The organism is Arthrobacter sp. 05T47, from assembly GCF_056395825.1.
Genome location: NZ_JBFTKG010000024.1, coordinates 55,896 through 71,804 on the forward strand (window position 1 = coordinate 55,896; position 15,909 = coordinate 71,804).

Sequence of the window (15,909 nt, forward strand, 5' to 3'; positions counted from 1 at the left end):
GTGGGCATCCCCATCGACCCGACCTGGCTGGAAGTCCTGCTCCTGGCCACGGTCCGGATGACCGCTTTCCTGATCGTGGCTCCGCCCTTCTCGCACCACGCCTTCCCGGGGCGAGTGAAGGCAATGCTGGGACTCGGACTGGGCCTGGCGGTGACGCAGCGCATGGTCGGCGGCTACACGCCCCGGAACACCGCCGGGTTCCTCACCGGTCTGGTCCTTGAGCTGCTGACCGGGCTCGTGTTGGGATTCCTGGTCCTGGTGATCTTCTCAGCGATCCAGTCCGCMGGCAGCCTGATCGACCTTTTCAGCGGATTCCAGATGGCCCAGGCCTTCGACCCCCAGATGATGGTCAACGGCGCCCAGTTCACCCGGCTCCTGCAGATGGCGGCTCTGGCCCTGCTCTTCGCCTCGGACGGCTACCAGCTGGTGATCACGGGCCTCACCGGCAGCTTCGCCGCCCTGCCCCTGGCCGGAGGGATCGACCTGGCACAGCCCGTGCAGGCCCTCATCGCGGCCGTGTCCGGCATGTTCCTGGCCGCCGTGCAGATCGCCGGCCCGCTCCTGGTGGTGCTGTTCCTTGCCGATGTCGGGCTTGGCCTGCTCACCCGCGTGGCGCCTGCGCTGAACGCCTTCTCGCTGGGCTTCCCGCTGAAGATCCTCCTCACCCTCACGCTGGCCGGCTTCATGTTCCTGGCCCTGCCCCGGATCGTTTCGAGCCTCGCCGGACAGGCGGCCAAAGCAGTGCTGGGGGTGGGCTGATGGCGGATTCACAGGAAAAGACCGAGCAAGCCACCGACAAGCGGATGAAGGAAGTCCGCTCCAAGGGCCAGCTTTCCCGTTCCCAGGACCTCACCGCCTGGCTCGGCGTCGGCGCGGCCGCGCTCATGCTGCCCAGCACCGTGGACCGGGCCGCCAACGCCGCCACGGACCAGCTGTTCACCGTCCGCGGCATTGTGTCAGCGCCGGATCCCGGCAAGGCCTTCCAGGCGCTCGAAGCCGGGTTCGCGTCCATTGCCGGGATTGTGGGCCCCCTGCTGATCGTCGTGTTCCTGGCTGTCCTCGCCGGCTCCGCCCTTCAGGGCGGTGTCCACCTGAAGAAATTCAGGCTCGAATTCGAACACTTCAACCTGCTCAGCGGCGTCAAGCGGCTTTTCGGCGCCCAGGCGGTGTGGGGTGGCCTCAAGGCGCTGATGAAGGCGAGCGTCGTCGGGCTGGTGCTCTACTCGGTGGTGCAGGGGTTGATCCCGGTCCTGTTGACCGCCGGCGGCCTGCCGGTGTCCGGCGTCACGGCGGCGGCGGCCGGCGGCATCTCCTCCCTGGTCCAGTTCGCGGTGGCCGCCGGAATCGTGCTGGCCGCGGCCGACTTCTTCGTGGTGATGCGGCGCAACCGCAAGAAGACCCGGATGTCCAAGAAGGAAGTCCAGGACGAGAACAAGAACAGCGAAGGCGATCCGCTCATCCGCTCCCAGCGCCGCGCGCGCCAGATGTCGATGAGCCGGAACCGCATGATCGCCTCGATCGCGGACGCCGACGTCGTCCTGGTCAACCCCACGCACGTGGCCGTGGTCCTCAAGTACGAACCCGGCAAGTCCGCGCCCCGCGTGGTGGCCAAAGGCTCCGGCCACGTTGCTGCGAGGATCAGGGAAGAGGCCGAGCAGAAGAACGTGCCCATGGTCCAGGACATCCCGCTGGCCAGGGCACTCCATGGCGCCTGTGAGCTGGGGGACGAGATCCCGGTGGACTTCTACCGGGCGGTGGCCGGCGTCCTCGCGTTCGTCATGGCGCTCAAGGCCCGGGGCGCCGCCACCGGGATGCACCGCATGAGAAGCACCGGTGCCTTCGTATGAAGCACCCCACGAAGCACGGCAGAAAAACTTTGGGAATCAGCGTCTGTGAAAGGACCGCACCATGAACAACAGGCTGAACCGGCTGGTGGTGCCCATCGGCATCGTGGGGATCGTGCTCCTGCTGGTGGTTCCCGTGCCCGCGCCGCTGCTGGACTTCCTCATTGTCTGCAACATCCTGCTGGCGCTGCTGGTCCTGCTGACCAGCATGTTCGTGAAGAAACCGCTGGACTTCTCCGTGTTCCCATCCCTGCTGCTGGTGGCCACGCTGTTCCGGCTGGGCCTGAACGTAGCCTCCACCCGGCTGGTGCTGGGCAACGGGTATGCCGGGCAGGTCATTGAAGCCTTCGGCAAGGTGACGGTGGGCGGCTCCATGATCATCGGCGCCGTCGTGTTCCTCATCCTTGTGGTGATCCAGTTCGTCGTGGTCACCAAGGGTGCCGAGCGCGTGGCCGAGGTGGGCGCGCGCTTCACCCTCGACGCCATGCCCGGCAAGCAGATGGCCATCGACGCCGACCTCAACGCCGGTCTCCTCACCGACACCCAGGCCCGGGAGCGGCGCGCCGAAGTCTCGGCCGAGGCCGACTTCTACGGTGCCATGGACGGCGCCTCGAAATTCGTCAAGGGCGATGCCATCGCCGGCATCATCATCATCATCATCAACTTCATCGGCGGCATCGCCATCGGCATGCTGCAGCGCGGCATGGAGATAGGCGATGCCCTGAACACCTACGGCCTGCTGACCATGGGCGACGGACTCGTCACGCAGATCCCGGCGCTGCTCATGGCCGTCTCCACCGGCATGATCGTGACCCGGTCCAACGCCGAGTCGGACATGGGCAGCACGGCCTCCACCCAGCTGCTGCAGTCACCGAACGCGCTGATGATCGCCGGCGTCGCCGCCCTCGCTATGGCCCTGATCCCGGGTATGCCGCCCATCCCGTTCGTCCTCGTCGGAATCGGCCTGATCATCGCCGCCCGCCGGACCACCGCGACCCAGCGTGCGGCCGAGACGGCCCGGGAGGCCGAATCGACAGCGCTGAACTTCCCGGAGCAGGACCCCAACGAGAAACTGCTGGAAGACATGCGCATCCACCCCGTGGAGATCCTGCTGGCCCCGGACCTCGTAGACATGGTCTCCGGCGCCTCCGACGACCTCCTGGCCCGGGTCCGGTCCCTCCGGCATAAGATCGCCATGGAACTGGGCCTGGTCATCCCTCCGGTCCGCACGCGGGACAGCGTGGACCTGCCGCCGGCCACCTATGCCATCCGGATCGCCGGCGTCGAAGCCGGCCGCGGCACGGCCCCCGGCGGCCAAATGCTCGCCCTCGGCGAGAACCTGGATTCGCTCCCCGGCGCGGCGATGATCGAGCCCGTGTTTGGGCTCGCCGGAAAATGGATTCCGGGGGAGATGCGGCACAACGCCGAAATGACGGGCGCCACGGTGATCGACCGGGTCTCCGTCCTGGTCACCCACCTGTCCTCGATCGTCGCGGCGAACGCTGCCCGGCTGCTGTCCCGCGAGGACGTCCGCGTGCTGACCGAGGGAGTGCGCAAGCAAAGCCCCTCCGCTGTCGACGAGCTGACCCCGGCCCTGCTTTCCCTCGCCGAGCTGCAGCGCGTCCTCCAGGGCCTCCTGGACGAGCAGGTCCCCATCAACGACCTCGCCCGGATCTACGAGGCCCTCACGCTGCGCGCCAAGATTTCCACGGATCCGGAATCGCTCGTGGAAGCCGCCCGGCAGGCCCTCGGCCCCGCCCTCACGGCCAAGTTCATGGACGGCCCCGTTCTCAACGTCATCATGATCGACCCCGTCCTGGAACAACACATGCTCGAGGACATGCGGCCGGCGGAAGGCGGCAGCCAGATCGTCATGGGSCAGGAMAGGCTCGACGCCGTGCTGCGCTCGGTGCRCTMCGCCGTSGACKCCGCGGCCGCCGCSAACCGCCAGGCCGTGCTCGTGTGCGCCCCGGCGCTSCGACCGGCCATCCACCGGCTCGTGGGCGCCCAGCMGGGGTCCGTSCCCGTGYTGTCCTACCGSGAGGTSACCTCCGCCAACGTCCGGATCGAAACWGTAGGAGTSGTGCGCCATGCCGAACCGCTATCGGCTTAAGGGAGCCTCGCTSGAGGAAATCCGCMGCAAGGCSGAGSMSCAGTACGGSCCCGCRGCCCGGATCGTGTCCGCCGAACGCGTCATCAGCCCCGGCATCGCCGGSCTCTTCGCCCAGGACCGCTACGAGGCAATGATCGAGATCATGTCCAAGCACGAGGTGGTCACCGGCGAGGTAGTGCCCGACGCCGACATCCTGGCCGGGACCGAAACGGCGTCCGCCGGCAGACCCGCCGGAGAGGGCCACACCGGACGGGGCGACGCCGGAGAGGGCGACGCCGACGCTGCCGCCGCACCGGCGGCGCCCGCACCGGCGCCCGCAGCCCAGAACGGACCGCCGGCCCGGACCTCACCGACGGCCGCGCCCGCTGCGGCCAGGACCGCCGTCGGACCGTCCCATCACCTTCAGGGCGCCGCCATAGCCGCACTGCTGGAAGAGGCGGACGCCGCCGAGCTGAGCCTGCACCGGCCCTCCGCTGCCGGTGTTTCCACCGAGTCGCGGGACTTTGCGGAGATCCTGGAGCAGCTCGGCGCCGGGCTCCGGACCCCGGCGGAAGCAGTTCCCGCCGCCGACCCGGCTTCCGCCGTCGGAGTTCCCGCCGAAAGCTACGCCGGGCAGGCCGACCGTGCTGCCCAAAGTCCCGCCGCCTCAACTCCAGTTTCAACTCCCGCCGCCGCGCCGGGCCGGGCGCCGGGGGATGCCGGGGTTGCCCCCGCACCGCTGAACGGCGTCGGCGATCTGGTGGTTCTGGTCGGGCTGGGGGAGGACGCCATGGATGCCGCCCTGGCCATGTCCATGGCGGCGGGCGGTGCCGATGTCCGGACCGCCGGCGAGCTTTCCGCCTATGGCCACCTGCACGTTGACGGGCGGCAAAGCGCCACGGCCGCCCGCGCCCACGCGGTGCTGACCGAGCGCACCGTCCTGGTGGCATTCGGACTCGGCAAAGCCCGCAACGCCCTGGCCCGGGTGCAGTCCGTGGCCGCGCTCTCCGCCGACCAGGTCTGGGTGGTGGTCGATGCCGGGCGCAAGCATGAGGACACGAAGCGCTGGGTCGGCGTGCTCTCCGCCCAGCTCAACGTTGCCGCGGTGGCGGTGGTCGGCGCCGCGGAGACGGGGTCGCCTGAAAGCGTCAACGGCATGGGACTGCCCGTGGGCTGGATCGACGCCCGTCCCGCCGGTCCCGATCCGACATGGCAGAACCGGCGGGAATCGTCCGAAGCTCCCCGCGGTGAAGGGTAGATTGAGAAGATGCTGGTACTAACACGCAAGCCGGGCGAACAGATCATGATCGGCGACGGCATCGTCATCACGGTCCTGGAAGGCCGCGGCGACGGTGTTCGGATAGGCATCGAGGCACCCCGGGGCGTGCCCATCCAGCGCCGGGAAGTCATCGAAGCCATCGCGGCCGCGAACCTCGCCGCGGCGGAAGCCGGCCCGGAGGCCGAGGACGCGCTGCGCGGGCTCCTGCCGCCCGCACCTCCCGCCAAGGGCTGAAGCCAGGTCCCGGATCAGTCCTTTTCCCCGCCCAGATACTGGGCCAGGGCGGGCTGGGGTGCGCGCCGGACCACGGCCAGGGCCCGCTCCAGGTTTCCGCCAGTGGCCAGCTGATCCAGCAGTCCGGCGGTGCCCGCCGGGCCGGGACGTCCGGGCAAGGGGAGGACCCGCAGTGCCTCTTCGTTCACGCGGGCGGCCGCGCCGAGCCGGTCAAGAAGTGCGTGCAGGGCGTCCAGATGCTCGCCCAGGATCTCGGCCCAGGGGCCGGCGGGTGCGGCCGCAATCAGTTCAACCAGCGTGGCCTGTGCCGGCATACCCCATTGGGCCGCGACGACGGCAGATTCGACACTCCGGGCCAGGCCTTCAAAGCGTAAACGGTCCAGCACGGCTTCGATTTCGGAAGCCATGAGGCGCAGCCATTCCACGTTCCCGGCCCCGACGTGCAGCCGTAGCGTTTCCAGCCTGAAAAGGAGCAGTTCCAGCTGCCGGCGCTCCTGCCACAGTGCCGCGGAGAGATCACTTGCGCTCATGGGCCCCATTCTCTTTCCGCCCCCTGAATCGCAGCTTCGGGGCGGGTACCGCACTTTTTGCCAAGCTTTTCCCTGAGGGTACACGCAGATCCGGGATCAGGTGATAGGTTTCCTCCATGGGTGCTGCGCCCTACTTGCGAACGCTGACTCCAATGGGGGGAGCACCGGTCGGTTTGGGTGCGGTTCTCGGCGTTTTAAGGGCTACAGCCCTTCGGATCCGGTCTCATGGGGGGACACAGTATTGAATCGCGTGGAACGCAACGAGATGGTCACGCAGCACCTTCCGCTGGTGGGGTATCTCGTCTCAGATTTGTGCTCGAAGGCGTCACACCTTTCTCGCGATGATTTGGCCTCGGCCGGTGCAATTGCCCTGATCACGTCGGCCGATTCGTTCGATCCCGACCTCGGGGTTCCCTTTGGCGCGTTCGCCCGCCGGCGCATCCTTGGCGCGTTCGCGGACGAGATGCGGGCCAGCGACTGGGCCACCCGCTCCGCCCGCCGGCGGATCAAGGAAACCATGTCCGTCCAGGAAACCCTGGCATCCGCCCTTGGCCGCACGCCCACAGTGGACGAGATCGCCTCCGCCCTCGGCGTCCAGCAGAGTGTTGTGGAGGCCGCGCTCGCGGATGCCTCACGCACACTGACACCCCTCGATGAGGCCGTGGTGGATACCCTGGCCGCCGAAACCCTCACCCCGGAACACTCCGTGCTCGCGGATGAACGGCTCCAGTACCTGCGGGCCGCCGTGAAATCCCTGCCGGAACGGATGCGCTACGTCGTGGAGGAGATCTACTTCGGCGACCGGACGGTCAAGGACCTGGCCGCCGAACTCGGATCCACCCATGCTGCGGTGTCCCAGCAGCGTTCGGAGGCCATCCGGCTGATGCGCGACGGACTGACCGCGCACTACGCCGATGACCCCGCGCAGCCGTTCGAACCCCAGTCCAGGATTACGCCGCGGCGCCGCAACGACTACCTCACCCAGCTCTCCGAGGCCACCTCCGGCGGCATCACCCGTGCCGTGTTCCCCCGCGGTCCGGTCCTCAACGAAGCCGTCTAGCCGCCCCCGAAGCAGTTAGTAAGCCGGCTTAGTAAGCTGATCGAGAAATTCCTCCCCGAACCGTCGCGGCCCGACGCCGCCCTGCGGTAGCGTCGAAAGCATGGGCCGGGCCGCCAGCACGCGGCGCGCGCGGCCTCCACCGCACCGGTTCTATCGAGGAGGACGCATGAAAGCAACACCTACACTGACGACCAACCTGCAGGCAGTCCTGGTGGACCTGATCGAACTCCACGTTCAGGGCAAGCAGGCGCACTGGAACATCGTCGGGACCAACTTCCGGGACCTTCACCTCCAGCTGGACGAGATCGTCGACGCCGCCCGCGGGTTCGCGGACGACCTCGCCGAGCGCATGCGCGCCCTCCACGCCCTCCCTGACGGCCGAAGCTCCACGGTTTCCAAGTCCACCGCGCTGGCCGAGTTTCCGGCGGGCCTGATCAGCACGAAGGACGCGATCGAACGCATTGTCGCAGCGCTGGAGGCAGCCGTCGGCACCATGCGCAAAGTCCATGACGAAGTGGACGATGAAGACCCCACCACCGCCGATCTGCTGCACGAGTTCATCGCCAAGTTTGAGCAGTATGCCTGGATGGTCAGTGCCGAGACCATGAAGGCCACCGCCAGCGTGACCACTCCGGACAGCAAGTAGGTCCAGCTAGCACCAGGCCGCACTCACGAAACTCCAGCGTCCGGCGTCGGGTATTTTCCCGGCGGCGGACGCTGGAGTTTTTAAGCTACGCAATGGTCCTGGATGGGGAACGCATGTCGGTCTCGCTCGGCGCCGTCGATCTCGAGCCCGACGGCGATGGAACCGGTGCTGCTAGCTTGCCTTCGGCACCTTCCGCAGGAGGACCGCCGCGAGGACGCACGCCCCGGACATCAGGACCAGGGCGATGGAGGCCGTGACGTGTACGCCCGAGTCGAAGGCGGTGCGCGCGGCCGCCGTCACCGCCTCCGCCAGCGGCGCCGGAAGCATCCCCGCGAGCTCCACGGCGCCGGCGAGGGTCTCGCCGGCCTGGCTCGTGGCAGAGGCCGGGGCGAGCTCGGACACGCCTGCGGGGAGCCGGAGGTTGCCCTGGTAGGAAGCCGTGAGGATCGAGCCTAGGATCGCCGTGCCCAGCAGGGATCCCACTTCATAGCCGGTCTCGGAGATGGCGGCGGCGGCCCCCGACTTGTCCGCAGGCGCAGCGCCCAGGATCAGGTCATTGGAGATCGTCTCCGCGGCACCCACGCCCAGGCAGAGGATCAGCAGCGCGGCCAGCAGCAGTGACGGGCCGTGGCTGTGGTCGCCGAATGCCACCAGGAAATAGCCCGCCGCGCTCAGGAGCAGGCCGGCGGCCACCACAAAGCCGGGCCGGACCTTGCGCACCAGCGGGACCACCAGCAGCCCGGCAACGACTGTGGCGATGAGGGCCGGGACCATGGCGACCCCGGAGGCGGAGGGGGACTGCCCCTCCAGCAGCTGCAGGTGCTGGGCCAGGAAGAGAATGAAGCCGTTGAAGGAGAACAGCGCCAGGACGTTGGCGGTGATGGCGGTGCTGAAGACCCGGTTGCCAAAGAGGCTGACATCGAGCATGGGCGCCGTGCTGTGGTCCGCCTTGTGGCCTCTGGCCAGGGCGCGCTGGCGCCGGATGAACACGTAGCCCATGAGCAGCCCTGCTCCGATGCTCGCGAAGGCCTCCAGTGAGGGCCCGTGGGTGGCGAGGGTCTTGATCCCGTAGACAACGGGCACCATGACCAGCAGGGACAGGATGATGCTGGGCACGTCCACGCGTCCGGGCTTAGGGTCGCGGGATTCCGGGATCAGTGCCGGACCGAGCAGCAGCAGGGGCAGGATGATCGGCACTGCGACCAGCAGGACGGCGCCCCACCAGAAGTGCTCCACCAGCCAGCCGCCGGCAATCGGGCCGAGGGCGGCGCCGCCGGAGAAGCCTGCGGCCCAGATTGCCACTGCCAGCCTGCGCCGGTTGGGCTCCGGGAAAATGTTGCGGATCAGGGAAAGCGTTGACGGCATGAGCATGGCGCCGAAGAGGCCGAGCCCGGCGCGGCCTGCGATCAGCCATTCGGCGCTCGGCGCGAACGCCGTCAACGCCGAGACCGCGGCAAAGCCTGCGCTGCCCACGAAGAGCAGCCTGCGCCGTCCGATCCTGTCACCCAGGCTGCCCATCGCAACCAGGAGTCCGGCCAGAACCAGGGGGTAGGCGTCGATGATCCACAGCAGTTCGACGCCGGAGGCGTCCAGGCTGCGGGCGATGGCGGGCAGGGCGAACGTCAGGGCGGTGTTGTCCACGGCCACAAGCAGGACAGGGAACATCAGCAGGGCCAGCGCCACCCAGTCGCGCCACGAGGCCCGGGGGCCGGTGGCCGACGCGGTGCTGGTGGTGGTGGCGGTGATCGACGGAATGCTCATGGAACGTAACTATACCGTCTGGACGGTACAGTTAAGAAATGCTCGGCCGGACAGGCATGATGGGAGGCATGCCCAGGAAACCCGTCGCCCGCGAGGCCGTTCTCCACGCCTTCGAATCCCTGCTCATCGAAGTCGGTGAACGCGCCGCGACGCTGGACGCCGTCGCGCGCCGGGCCGGAGTCTCCAAGGGGGGCCTGCTCTACCACTTCCCGACCAAGGAGGCGATGATCGCGGTCCTGCTCGAGCGACTGGACGGGCACCTCGCTGCCGATGTCGCCGCCATGGCTGAGGCCCCCGAGGGTGCGGCGGTGTACTTCATCAAGTCCTCGGTGTGGGCGGACACCCCCATGGACCGGGTGTTCGTCGCGGCCACGAGGCTCGCCGAGGTGGCGCACCAGGAGACCCTCCGCCGCTTCGCCGCCGCCCAGGCGAACTGGCTGGAACTGCTGGCTGCCGACGTCGGGCCCGCCATGGCGAAAGCCGTCCTGTACATGGGGGACGGGCTGTACTTCAACGCCATGCTGGGCCGGGGGCCGGGCGGGCAGCCGCCGGAAGTCAGTGACGACGTCGAGAGCCTCCTGGCCGCCGTCGAGAAGCTGCGCCGCTGACGGCCGCCGAGACCCGCCCGTCGAATACGCCGGAAGCCTGCGACTACGCCGGAACGAAGCGGCGTCCCCGCACGCCTGCGGCGAACTCGCGTGGCCGGACCTGTAACTTGGGGCCGCCGCCGGGAGGGAGTTTGCGGACGCGCGCCCGGCATAGGACAATGAGTGCTGTGACTGTTGTCACCCCAAATTGAATACGCCTTTGATCTGCGGCGGGAGAGTCCTGCAAGTAGGTACAAGCAGGCGCCGTAGGAGCAAATCCTCCCCAGGAATCTCTCAGGCCCATGTACCGCCGCGGCAAGGCATCTCTGGAAAGTAGCASGTGCGTCCCTAGCGCGCTGTGCTCACCGACGGTGCAAGCGGAGCCCCKCATRKSGGCTGCGCGGAAACTCTCAGGTCCAATACAGAGCGGGGAGGAACCCGAATCAATGTGGCGTACCSTGCGCCGCCTGAGTTATGGAGTTCCTTGTGACTGTTACCCCAGCCTCCACGTCCTTCGTTGACCGGCACATCGGCGCCCGCCGCCAGGCCGACGTCGACGCCATGCTGAAGGCTGTCGGCTACGACACCGTCGACGCCCTGGTGGACACCGCCGTTCCGAAGGACATCCGCCAGGACTCCGACCTCGCGCTCGACGCAGCCCTCAGCGAAGTGGAAGTCCTCGCCGAACTGCGCAAGCTGGCCGCGAAAAACAAGACCGCCGTGCAGATGATCGGGCAGGGCTACTACGACACCCTCACCCCGCCGGTAATCCGCCGCAACATCCTCGAAGCCCCGGCCTGGTACACCGCCTACACGCCCTACCAGCCGGAAATCTCCCAGGGCCGGCTCGAGGCGCTGCTGAACTTCCAGACCATGGTCCAGGACCTCGTCGGGCTGCCGATCGCCAACGCCTCGCTGCTGGACGAAGCCACCGCCGTCGCCGAGGCCGTGCTGATGATGCGCCGCGCGAACAAGAACAAGGCCGCCCACGACGGCAAGACCGTCTTGGACGCCGACTGCCTCCCGCAGACCATCGCGATCGTCAAGGGCCGCGCCGAGGCCCTCGGCTTCGAGGTCGAGGTTGCCGACCTCTCCAGGGGCCTGCCCGAGGGCGTCATCAACGGCGTCGTCCTGCAGCAGCCCGGCGTCTCCGGCCGCGTGTTCGACCACACCGCCGTGATCGCCGAAGCCAAGGAACGCGGCGCCCTCGTCACCGTCGCGGCCGACCTCCTCTCCCTGACCCTCATCACGTCCCCGGGCGAACAGGGCGCCGACATCGCCGTCGGCTCCGCCCAGCGCTTCGGCGTGCCGCTGTTCTTCGGCGGCCCGCACGCGGCCTACATGGCGGTCCAGAAGGGGCTCGAACGCTCCATGCCCGGCCGCCTCGTCGGCGTCTCCAAGGACAACGCGGGCGTCCCCGCCTACCGCCTGGCCCTGCAAACCCGCGAGCAGCACATCCGCCGGGAGAAGGCCACCTCGAACATCTGCACCGCCCAGGCGCTGCTGGCCATCGTGGCATCCTTCTACGCCGTCTACCACGGCCCCGACGGGCTGAAGGCAATCGCCCAGACCGTCCACGGCCACGCCAGGACCATCGCAGCCTCCCTGAAGACCGCCGGCTTCGACGTGCTGCACACCTCCTTCTTCGACACCATCACCGTCTCCGTGCCGGGCCGGGCAGCAGAGATCATCGCGGCCGCCGACGCCAAGGGCGTCAACCTGCGCGCCATCGACGCCGACACCGTCGGCATCTCCGCCGATGAGGCCACGACGGCGGCCATCGTCGCCGACGTCGTCGCCGCCTTCGGGGCCAGCGTCGTTGACGCAGCAGACTCCTCCTTCGGCCTGGACACCGCCGTCGAACGGACCTCCGACTACCTGCAGCACCCGGTGTTCAACACCCACCGCTCCGAAACCCAGCTGCTGCGCTACATCCGCCGCCTCTCGGACCGCGACCTTGCCCTGGACCGCACCATGATCCCGTTGGGCTCGTGCACCATGAAGCTGAACGCCACGGCCGAAATGGAAGCCATCTCCTGGCCGGAGTTCGCCTCCATCCAYCCGTTCGCCCCCGAATCCCAGACCGCCGGCTGGCGCGAACTGATCGAGGACCTCGAAGCACAGCTGACCGAGATCACCGGGTACGACCAGGTCTCCATCCAGCCCAACGCCGGATCCCAGGGCGAACTCGCGGGCCTGCTGGCCATCCGCGGCTACCACCTCTCCCGCGGTRAYGCCCAGCGCAACGTCTGCYTGATCCCGGCCTCCGCCCACGGCACCAACGCCGCCTCGGCCGTGCTCGCCGGCATGAAGGTCGTCGTCGTCGCCACCGCCTCCGACGGCACAATCGACCACACGGACCTCACCGCCAAGATCGAGGCCAACAAGGACGCCCTGTCCTGCATCATGATCACCTACCCCTCCACSCACGGGGTGTACGACGCYGACGTCCGCGAGGTCTGCGACKCGRTCCACGCCGCCGGCGGCCAGGTCTACATCGACGGCGCCAACCTSAAYGCSCTCGTSGGYCTGGCCCAGCCGGGCCAGTTCGGCGGCGATGTCTCGCACCTGAACCTGCACAAGACCTTCTGCATCCCGCACGGCGGCGGCGGACCCGGCGTCGGCCCGGTCGCGGCCAAGGCSCACCTGGCACCGTTCATGCCGGGCAACGCAGCCGATCCGGCCAACGGCGCCGACGGAACCCCGATCTCCGCCTCCCGCTACGGCTCCGCCGGCGTCCTGCCGATCTCCTGGGCCTACGTGAAGCTCATGGGCGGCCAGGGCCTCACCGAGGCCACCAAGTCGGCCCTGCTCGCGGCGAACTACATCGCSGCCCGCCTGAACGACTCCTTCCCGGTCCTSTACACCGGYGAGGGCGGMCTCGTGGCSCACGAGTGCATCCTGGACCTKCGCGAACTGACGGCCARGACCGGAGTGACCGCCGAGGACGTGGCCAAGCGCCTGATCGACTWCGGCTTCCACGCCCCCACGCTGTCCTTCCCSGTTGCRGGCACYCTCATGGTGGAGCCSACCGARTCCGAGGACCTCGGCGAGATYGACCGCTTCATCACGGCCATGGTCGCCATCCGCGCCGAAATCGACCAGGTGGCCCACGGCGACTTCACCGTGGAGCACAGCCCGCTGCGCAACGCCCCGCACACCGCCGCCGCCGTCATCAGCACCGACTGGACSCGCGAGTACCCGCGCGAGCAGGCCGTCTTCCCGGTCCACACGCTCAAGCAGGACAAGTACTTCCCGCCGGTCGGCCGGATCGACGGCGCTGCCGGGGACCGCAACCTGATCTGCTCCTGCCCTCCCCTCGAAGCCTTCGAGGAAGACACAGCAGGCCACTCCGACGACTCCGCCAACTCCGGTTCAAACAAGTAAGGACAGCCAACGATGACTGAGAATTACACGGCACTTTACGAAGAGCACAAGAAGCTCGGCGCCTCCTTCACCGACTTCGGCGGCTGGCAKATGCCGCTGAAGTACAGCTCCGAACTCGCYGAGCACCACGCCGTCCGCACGTCCGCGGGCCTGTTCGACCTCTCCCACATGGGCGAAGTCTGGGTCACMGGCCCGGACGCCGCMGCCTTCCTGGACTACGCCCTGGTGGGCAAGATCTCCGCGATGGCCATTGGCAAAGCCAAGTACTCGCTGATCTGCAACGAGGACGGCGGCATCATCGACGACCTCATCACCTACCGGCGTGGGGAGCAGAAGTTCCTKGTGGTCCCCAACGCGGGCAATGCCAAGGTCGTGGCCGCTGCCCTSGCTGAGCGCGCTGCAGGCTTTGACGTCACGGTCCAAGACGCCTCCGCCGAGACCTCGCTGATCGCMGTCCAGGGTCCCAAAGCCCAGGAGATCCTGCTGCGCCTGGTTCCCGCCGCGCAGCACGAACTCGTCACSGGCCTGAAGTACTACGCCGCYGTSGACGTCCCCTTCATGTTCGGCGGCGCYAGCCAGGACCTCCTGCTGGCCCGCACCGGCTACACCGGTGARGACGGCTTCGAGATYTTCGTCGCGAACGACGACGCCGCCGCCCTCTGGCAGGCGCTCGTCGCCATCGCCGAAGACGGCGARCTGACCCCCGCCGGGCTSGCRTCCCGCGATTCGCTCCGCCTCGAGGCSGGCATGCCGCTCTACGGCAACGARCTCTCCCTCGAAGGCGATCCGTTCGCCGCCGGSCTKGGCCCSGTCGTCGCSCTSKCCAAGGAAGGCGACTTCATCGGCAAGGCCGCACTGGCCGCCAAGAAGGAAGCCGGYGCCGGCRCCACGACGGGCCGCAAGCTCGTCGGGCTCAAGGGCCTCGGACGCCGGGCAGGCCGTGGCCACTACCCGGTCCTCAAGGATGGCAACGTCGTCGGCGAAGTCACCTCCGGCCAGCCCAGCCCCAGCCTCGGCTACCCGGTCGCGATGGCCTACGTCGACGTCGAGCTCACTGAGCCCGGCACCGCCCTGGACATCGACCTCCGCGGCAAGGCGGAGCCGTTCGAAGTAGTGGCACTGCCTTTCTACAAGCGCGTCAAGTAGCCCGACAAGTACCTCAGCGGACCAGCCGCTTCAGCGGTTCCCAGTTCCGGGGCTGGCTTGCCCCAGTTTTCACGCGTGCTCGCTCGTTTGACCCGCCGTCCCCCTAGCCTCGCAAGCTCGGCCAGGGAACCCCGACGGCGGTCACTCGCTTAGACGCACGCTTTCGAAAACCGCGGCCAGCCAGCCCCTCGAGGACATGTCACCTTTGAGACGACGCCACGCCGGGACCAGTGGGAACTGACGCCTTCGAAAGCCAAAGGTGCTGGGGATTAACTGCCTACCGCGGCTCCGGTTTGTCTCAAGCTCGATCATTGGGGGTTGAGCTTGATGACACCCTTAAAGCCAAGAAGTAGCCCGGCCCTGGAAGATATCGAAAGGCCACGGTTTCTTCCCGGAGAACCCATGGCCCCGAAAACTGAATTTTCTGATAGCGGCAGGGGAGCGGATTCCGGAAGCGTGCGTCTAAGGGAGCGTCGCGTCCGCCCAGCGGGCGCCTTCGCGACCGAGCACGCGGAGGAATTCGGTTTCCGGCCGCGTAACGCGGCCACGGTCATTAAGTTACCCAGCGACAATTGATTTAGCCCACGACTTTTCAAACGTAAAGGAAAAACACATGGCAAAAGTTGCCCCTGAACTGCAGTACTCCGACGAGCACGAGTGGGTTGCGCGGGAAGCCGGGAACGTTGTGTCCATCGGCATCTCCGCTGTGGCCACGGACGCCCTCGGCGACATCGTGTACGTGGACCTGCCCGAGGTCGGCTCCGCGGTGACCGCGGGGGAGACCTGCGGCGAGGTCGAGTCGACCAAGTCCGTCTCGGACCTGTACGCCCCCGTCACCGGCGAGGTCACCGAAATCAACCCCGCCGTCGTCGATGAYCCSGCGCTGATCAACAGCGATCCCTACGGCGCAGGCTGGCTGTTCAAGGTGGCCGCCGAATCCGAGGGCCCGCTGCTCTCGGCGCAGGAGTACGCGTCCAAGAACGGTGGCGAACTGTGAGCGCCGCGATGTCCAGCACAACCTTTGAGCAGGTTGTCTCCGCGTCCCTGGACGCGGATTTGTCCGCGCTGGATCCGGAGATCGCCGCGAGGATCGACGCCGAGCTGTCCCGCCAGCGCGAYGGCCTGGAAATGATCGCCTCGGAGAACCACACCGCGGTGGCYGTGATGCAGGCGCAGGGTTCGGTGCTGACCAACAAGTACGCCGAGGGCTACCCGGGCAAGCGCTACTACGGCGGCTGCGAGCACGTCGATGTGATCGAGCAGCTGGCGATCGACCGGGTCAAGGCCCTGTTCGGCGCCGGGTACGCGAACGTGCAGCCGCACTCCGGTGCGCAGGCGAACGC

General features: G+C 68.0%; 13 protein-coding genes, 1 pseudogene and 2 riboswitches. Of the genes and pseudogenes, 12 read left to right on the top strand and 2 right to left on the bottom strand.

From position 1 onward, the window contains the following. The 5 genes from AC1DEY_RS16090 (at window position 1) to AC1DEY_RS16110 (ending at window position 5,449) form a co-directional block, all read left to right on the top strand. Window positions 1-759 (top strand): flagellar biosynthetic protein FliR, encoded by a 759-nt coding sequence (locus tag AC1DEY_RS16090; RefSeq protein WP_441410863.1) that lies wholly within the window; start codon window positions 1-3, stop codon window positions 757-759. Continuing rightward, on the top strand, window positions 759-1,847 hold the full coding sequence (locus AC1DEY_RS16095; RefSeq protein ID WP_476868836.1) for an EscU/YscU/HrcU family type III secretion system export apparatus switch protein: 1,089 nt from the start codon (window positions 759-761) through the stop codon (window positions 1,845-1,847). Before AC1DEY_RS16090 ends, AC1DEY_RS16095 begins: the two co-directional genes overlap by 1 nt. Before the next feature lie 61 nt (window positions 1,848-1,908). Next, window positions 1,909-3,957 carry a flagellar biosynthesis protein FlhA gene (locus AC1DEY_RS16100; RefSeq protein ID WP_476868837.1) on the top strand — a complete coding sequence of 683 codons (2,049 nt, stop codon included), beginning with the start codon at window positions 1,909-1,911 and terminating at the stop codon, window positions 3,955-3,957. A 64-nt stretch (window positions 3,958-4,021) separates the two neighbouring features. Next, entirely contained in the window at window positions 4,022-5,194 is a 1,173-nt protein-coding gene (locus AC1DEY_RS16105) for a hypothetical protein (RefSeq protein ID WP_476868838.1), read from the top strand. Window positions 5,195-5,203: 9 nt separating this feature from the next. Then, the gene (locus tag AC1DEY_RS16110) at window positions 5,204-5,449 is read left to right on the top strand and encodes a carbon storage regulator (RefSeq protein WP_476868839.1); all 246 of its coding nucleotides are present in this window, start codon (window positions 5,204-5,206) and stop codon (window positions 5,447-5,449) included. Between the two features lie 14 nt (window positions 5,450-5,463). Here AC1DEY_RS16110 and AC1DEY_RS16115 read toward each other — a convergent pair whose 3' ends face one another. Then, window positions 5,464-5,979, bottom strand: coding sequence for a flagellar protein FlgN (locus AC1DEY_RS16115; protein ID WP_476868840.1), 516 nt, complete (start codon window positions 5,977-5,979; stop codon window positions 5,464-5,466). A 241-nt stretch (window positions 5,980-6,220) separates the two neighbouring features. On the opposite strand from AC1DEY_RS16115, the gene AC1DEY_RS16120 reads away from it, so the two are divergent. Together AC1DEY_RS16120 and AC1DEY_RS16125 are read left to right on the top strand one after the other, a co-directional pair. Next, window positions 6,221-7,039, top strand: a complete 819-nt coding sequence (locus AC1DEY_RS16120) for a sigma-70 family RNA polymerase sigma factor (RefSeq protein WP_390205781.1) — start codon at window positions 6,221-6,223, stop codon at window positions 7,037-7,039. 166 nt (window positions 7,040-7,205) lie between these two features. Next, entirely contained in the window at window positions 7,206-7,685 is a 480-nt protein-coding gene (locus tag AC1DEY_RS16125) for a Dps family protein (protein WP_476868841.1), read from the top strand. 171 nt (window positions 7,686-7,856) lie between these two features. Here AC1DEY_RS16125 and AC1DEY_RS16130 read toward each other — a convergent pair whose 3' ends face one another. Continuing rightward, window positions 7,857-9,446: an MFS transporter gene (locus AC1DEY_RS16130; RefSeq protein ID WP_476868842.1), complete on the bottom strand. Its 1,590-nt coding sequence runs from the start codon at window positions 9,444-9,446 to the stop codon at window positions 7,857-7,859. Between the two features lie 68 nt (window positions 9,447-9,514). Between AC1DEY_RS16130 and AC1DEY_RS16135 the strand changes: the two genes are divergently transcribed. From AC1DEY_RS16135 to AC1DEY_RS16155, 5 genes and pseudogenes are all read left to right on the top strand, one after another. Continuing rightward, on the top strand, window positions 9,515-10,054 hold the full coding sequence (locus tag AC1DEY_RS16135) for a TetR/AcrR family transcriptional regulator (RefSeq protein ID WP_476868843.1): 540 nt from the start codon (window positions 9,515-9,517) through the stop codon (window positions 10,052-10,054). 200 nt (window positions 10,055-10,254) lie between these two features. Continuing rightward, a riboswitch (glycine riboswitch) is annotated at window positions 10,255-10,353 on the top strand. A 1-nt stretch (window position 10,354) separates the two neighbouring features. After that, a riboswitch (glycine riboswitch) is annotated at window positions 10,355-10,468 on the top strand. A gap of 39 nt (window positions 10,469-10,507) precedes the next feature. Then, entirely contained in the window at window positions 10,508-13,420 is a 2,913-nt protein-coding gene (gcvP, locus tag AC1DEY_RS16140; protein WP_476868844.1) for an aminomethyl-transferring glycine dehydrogenase, read from the top strand. Window positions 13,421-13,432: 12 nt separating this feature from the next. Further along, window positions 13,433-14,566: a glycine cleavage system aminomethyltransferase GcvT gene (gene gcvT / locus AC1DEY_RS16145; protein ID WP_476868845.1), complete on the top strand. Its 1,134-nt coding sequence runs from the start codon at window positions 13,433-13,435 to the stop codon at window positions 14,564-14,566. Window positions 14,567-15,179: 613 nt separating this feature from the next. Further along, window positions 15,180-15,563, top strand: coding sequence for a glycine cleavage system protein GcvH (gcvH, locus tag AC1DEY_RS16150; protein WP_476868846.1), 384 nt, complete (start codon window positions 15,180-15,182; stop codon window positions 15,561-15,563). A gap of 8 nt (window positions 15,564-15,571) precedes the next feature. Further along, window positions 15,572-15,909 (top strand): annotated as a pseudogene (locus tag AC1DEY_RS16155) (serine hydroxymethyltransferase); the annotation flags it as partial.

Coding starts and splice junctions, on each gene's coding strand:
- AC1DEY_RS16095 (WP_476868836.1), top strand. CDS start 759: ATGGCGGATTCACAGGAAAAGACCGAGCAAGCCACCGACAAGCGGATG.
- AC1DEY_RS16110 (WP_476868839.1), top strand. CDS start 5,204: ATGCTGGTACTAACACGCAAGCCGGGCGAACAGATCATGATCGGCGAC.
- AC1DEY_RS16115 (WP_476868840.1), bottom strand. CDS start 5,979: ATGAGCGCAAGTGATCTCTCCGCGGCACTGTGGCAGGAGCGCCGGCAG.
- AC1DEY_RS16125 (WP_476868841.1), top strand. CDS start 7,206: ATGAAAGCAACACCTACACTGACGACCAACCTGCAGGCAGTCCTGGTG.
- AC1DEY_RS16130 (WP_476868842.1), bottom strand. CDS start 9,446: ATGAGCATTCCGTCGATCACCGCCACCACCACCAGCACCGCGTCGGCC.
- AC1DEY_RS16135 (WP_476868843.1), top strand. CDS start 9,515: ATGCCCAGGAAACCCGTCGCCCGCGAGGCCGTTCTCCACGCCTTCGAA.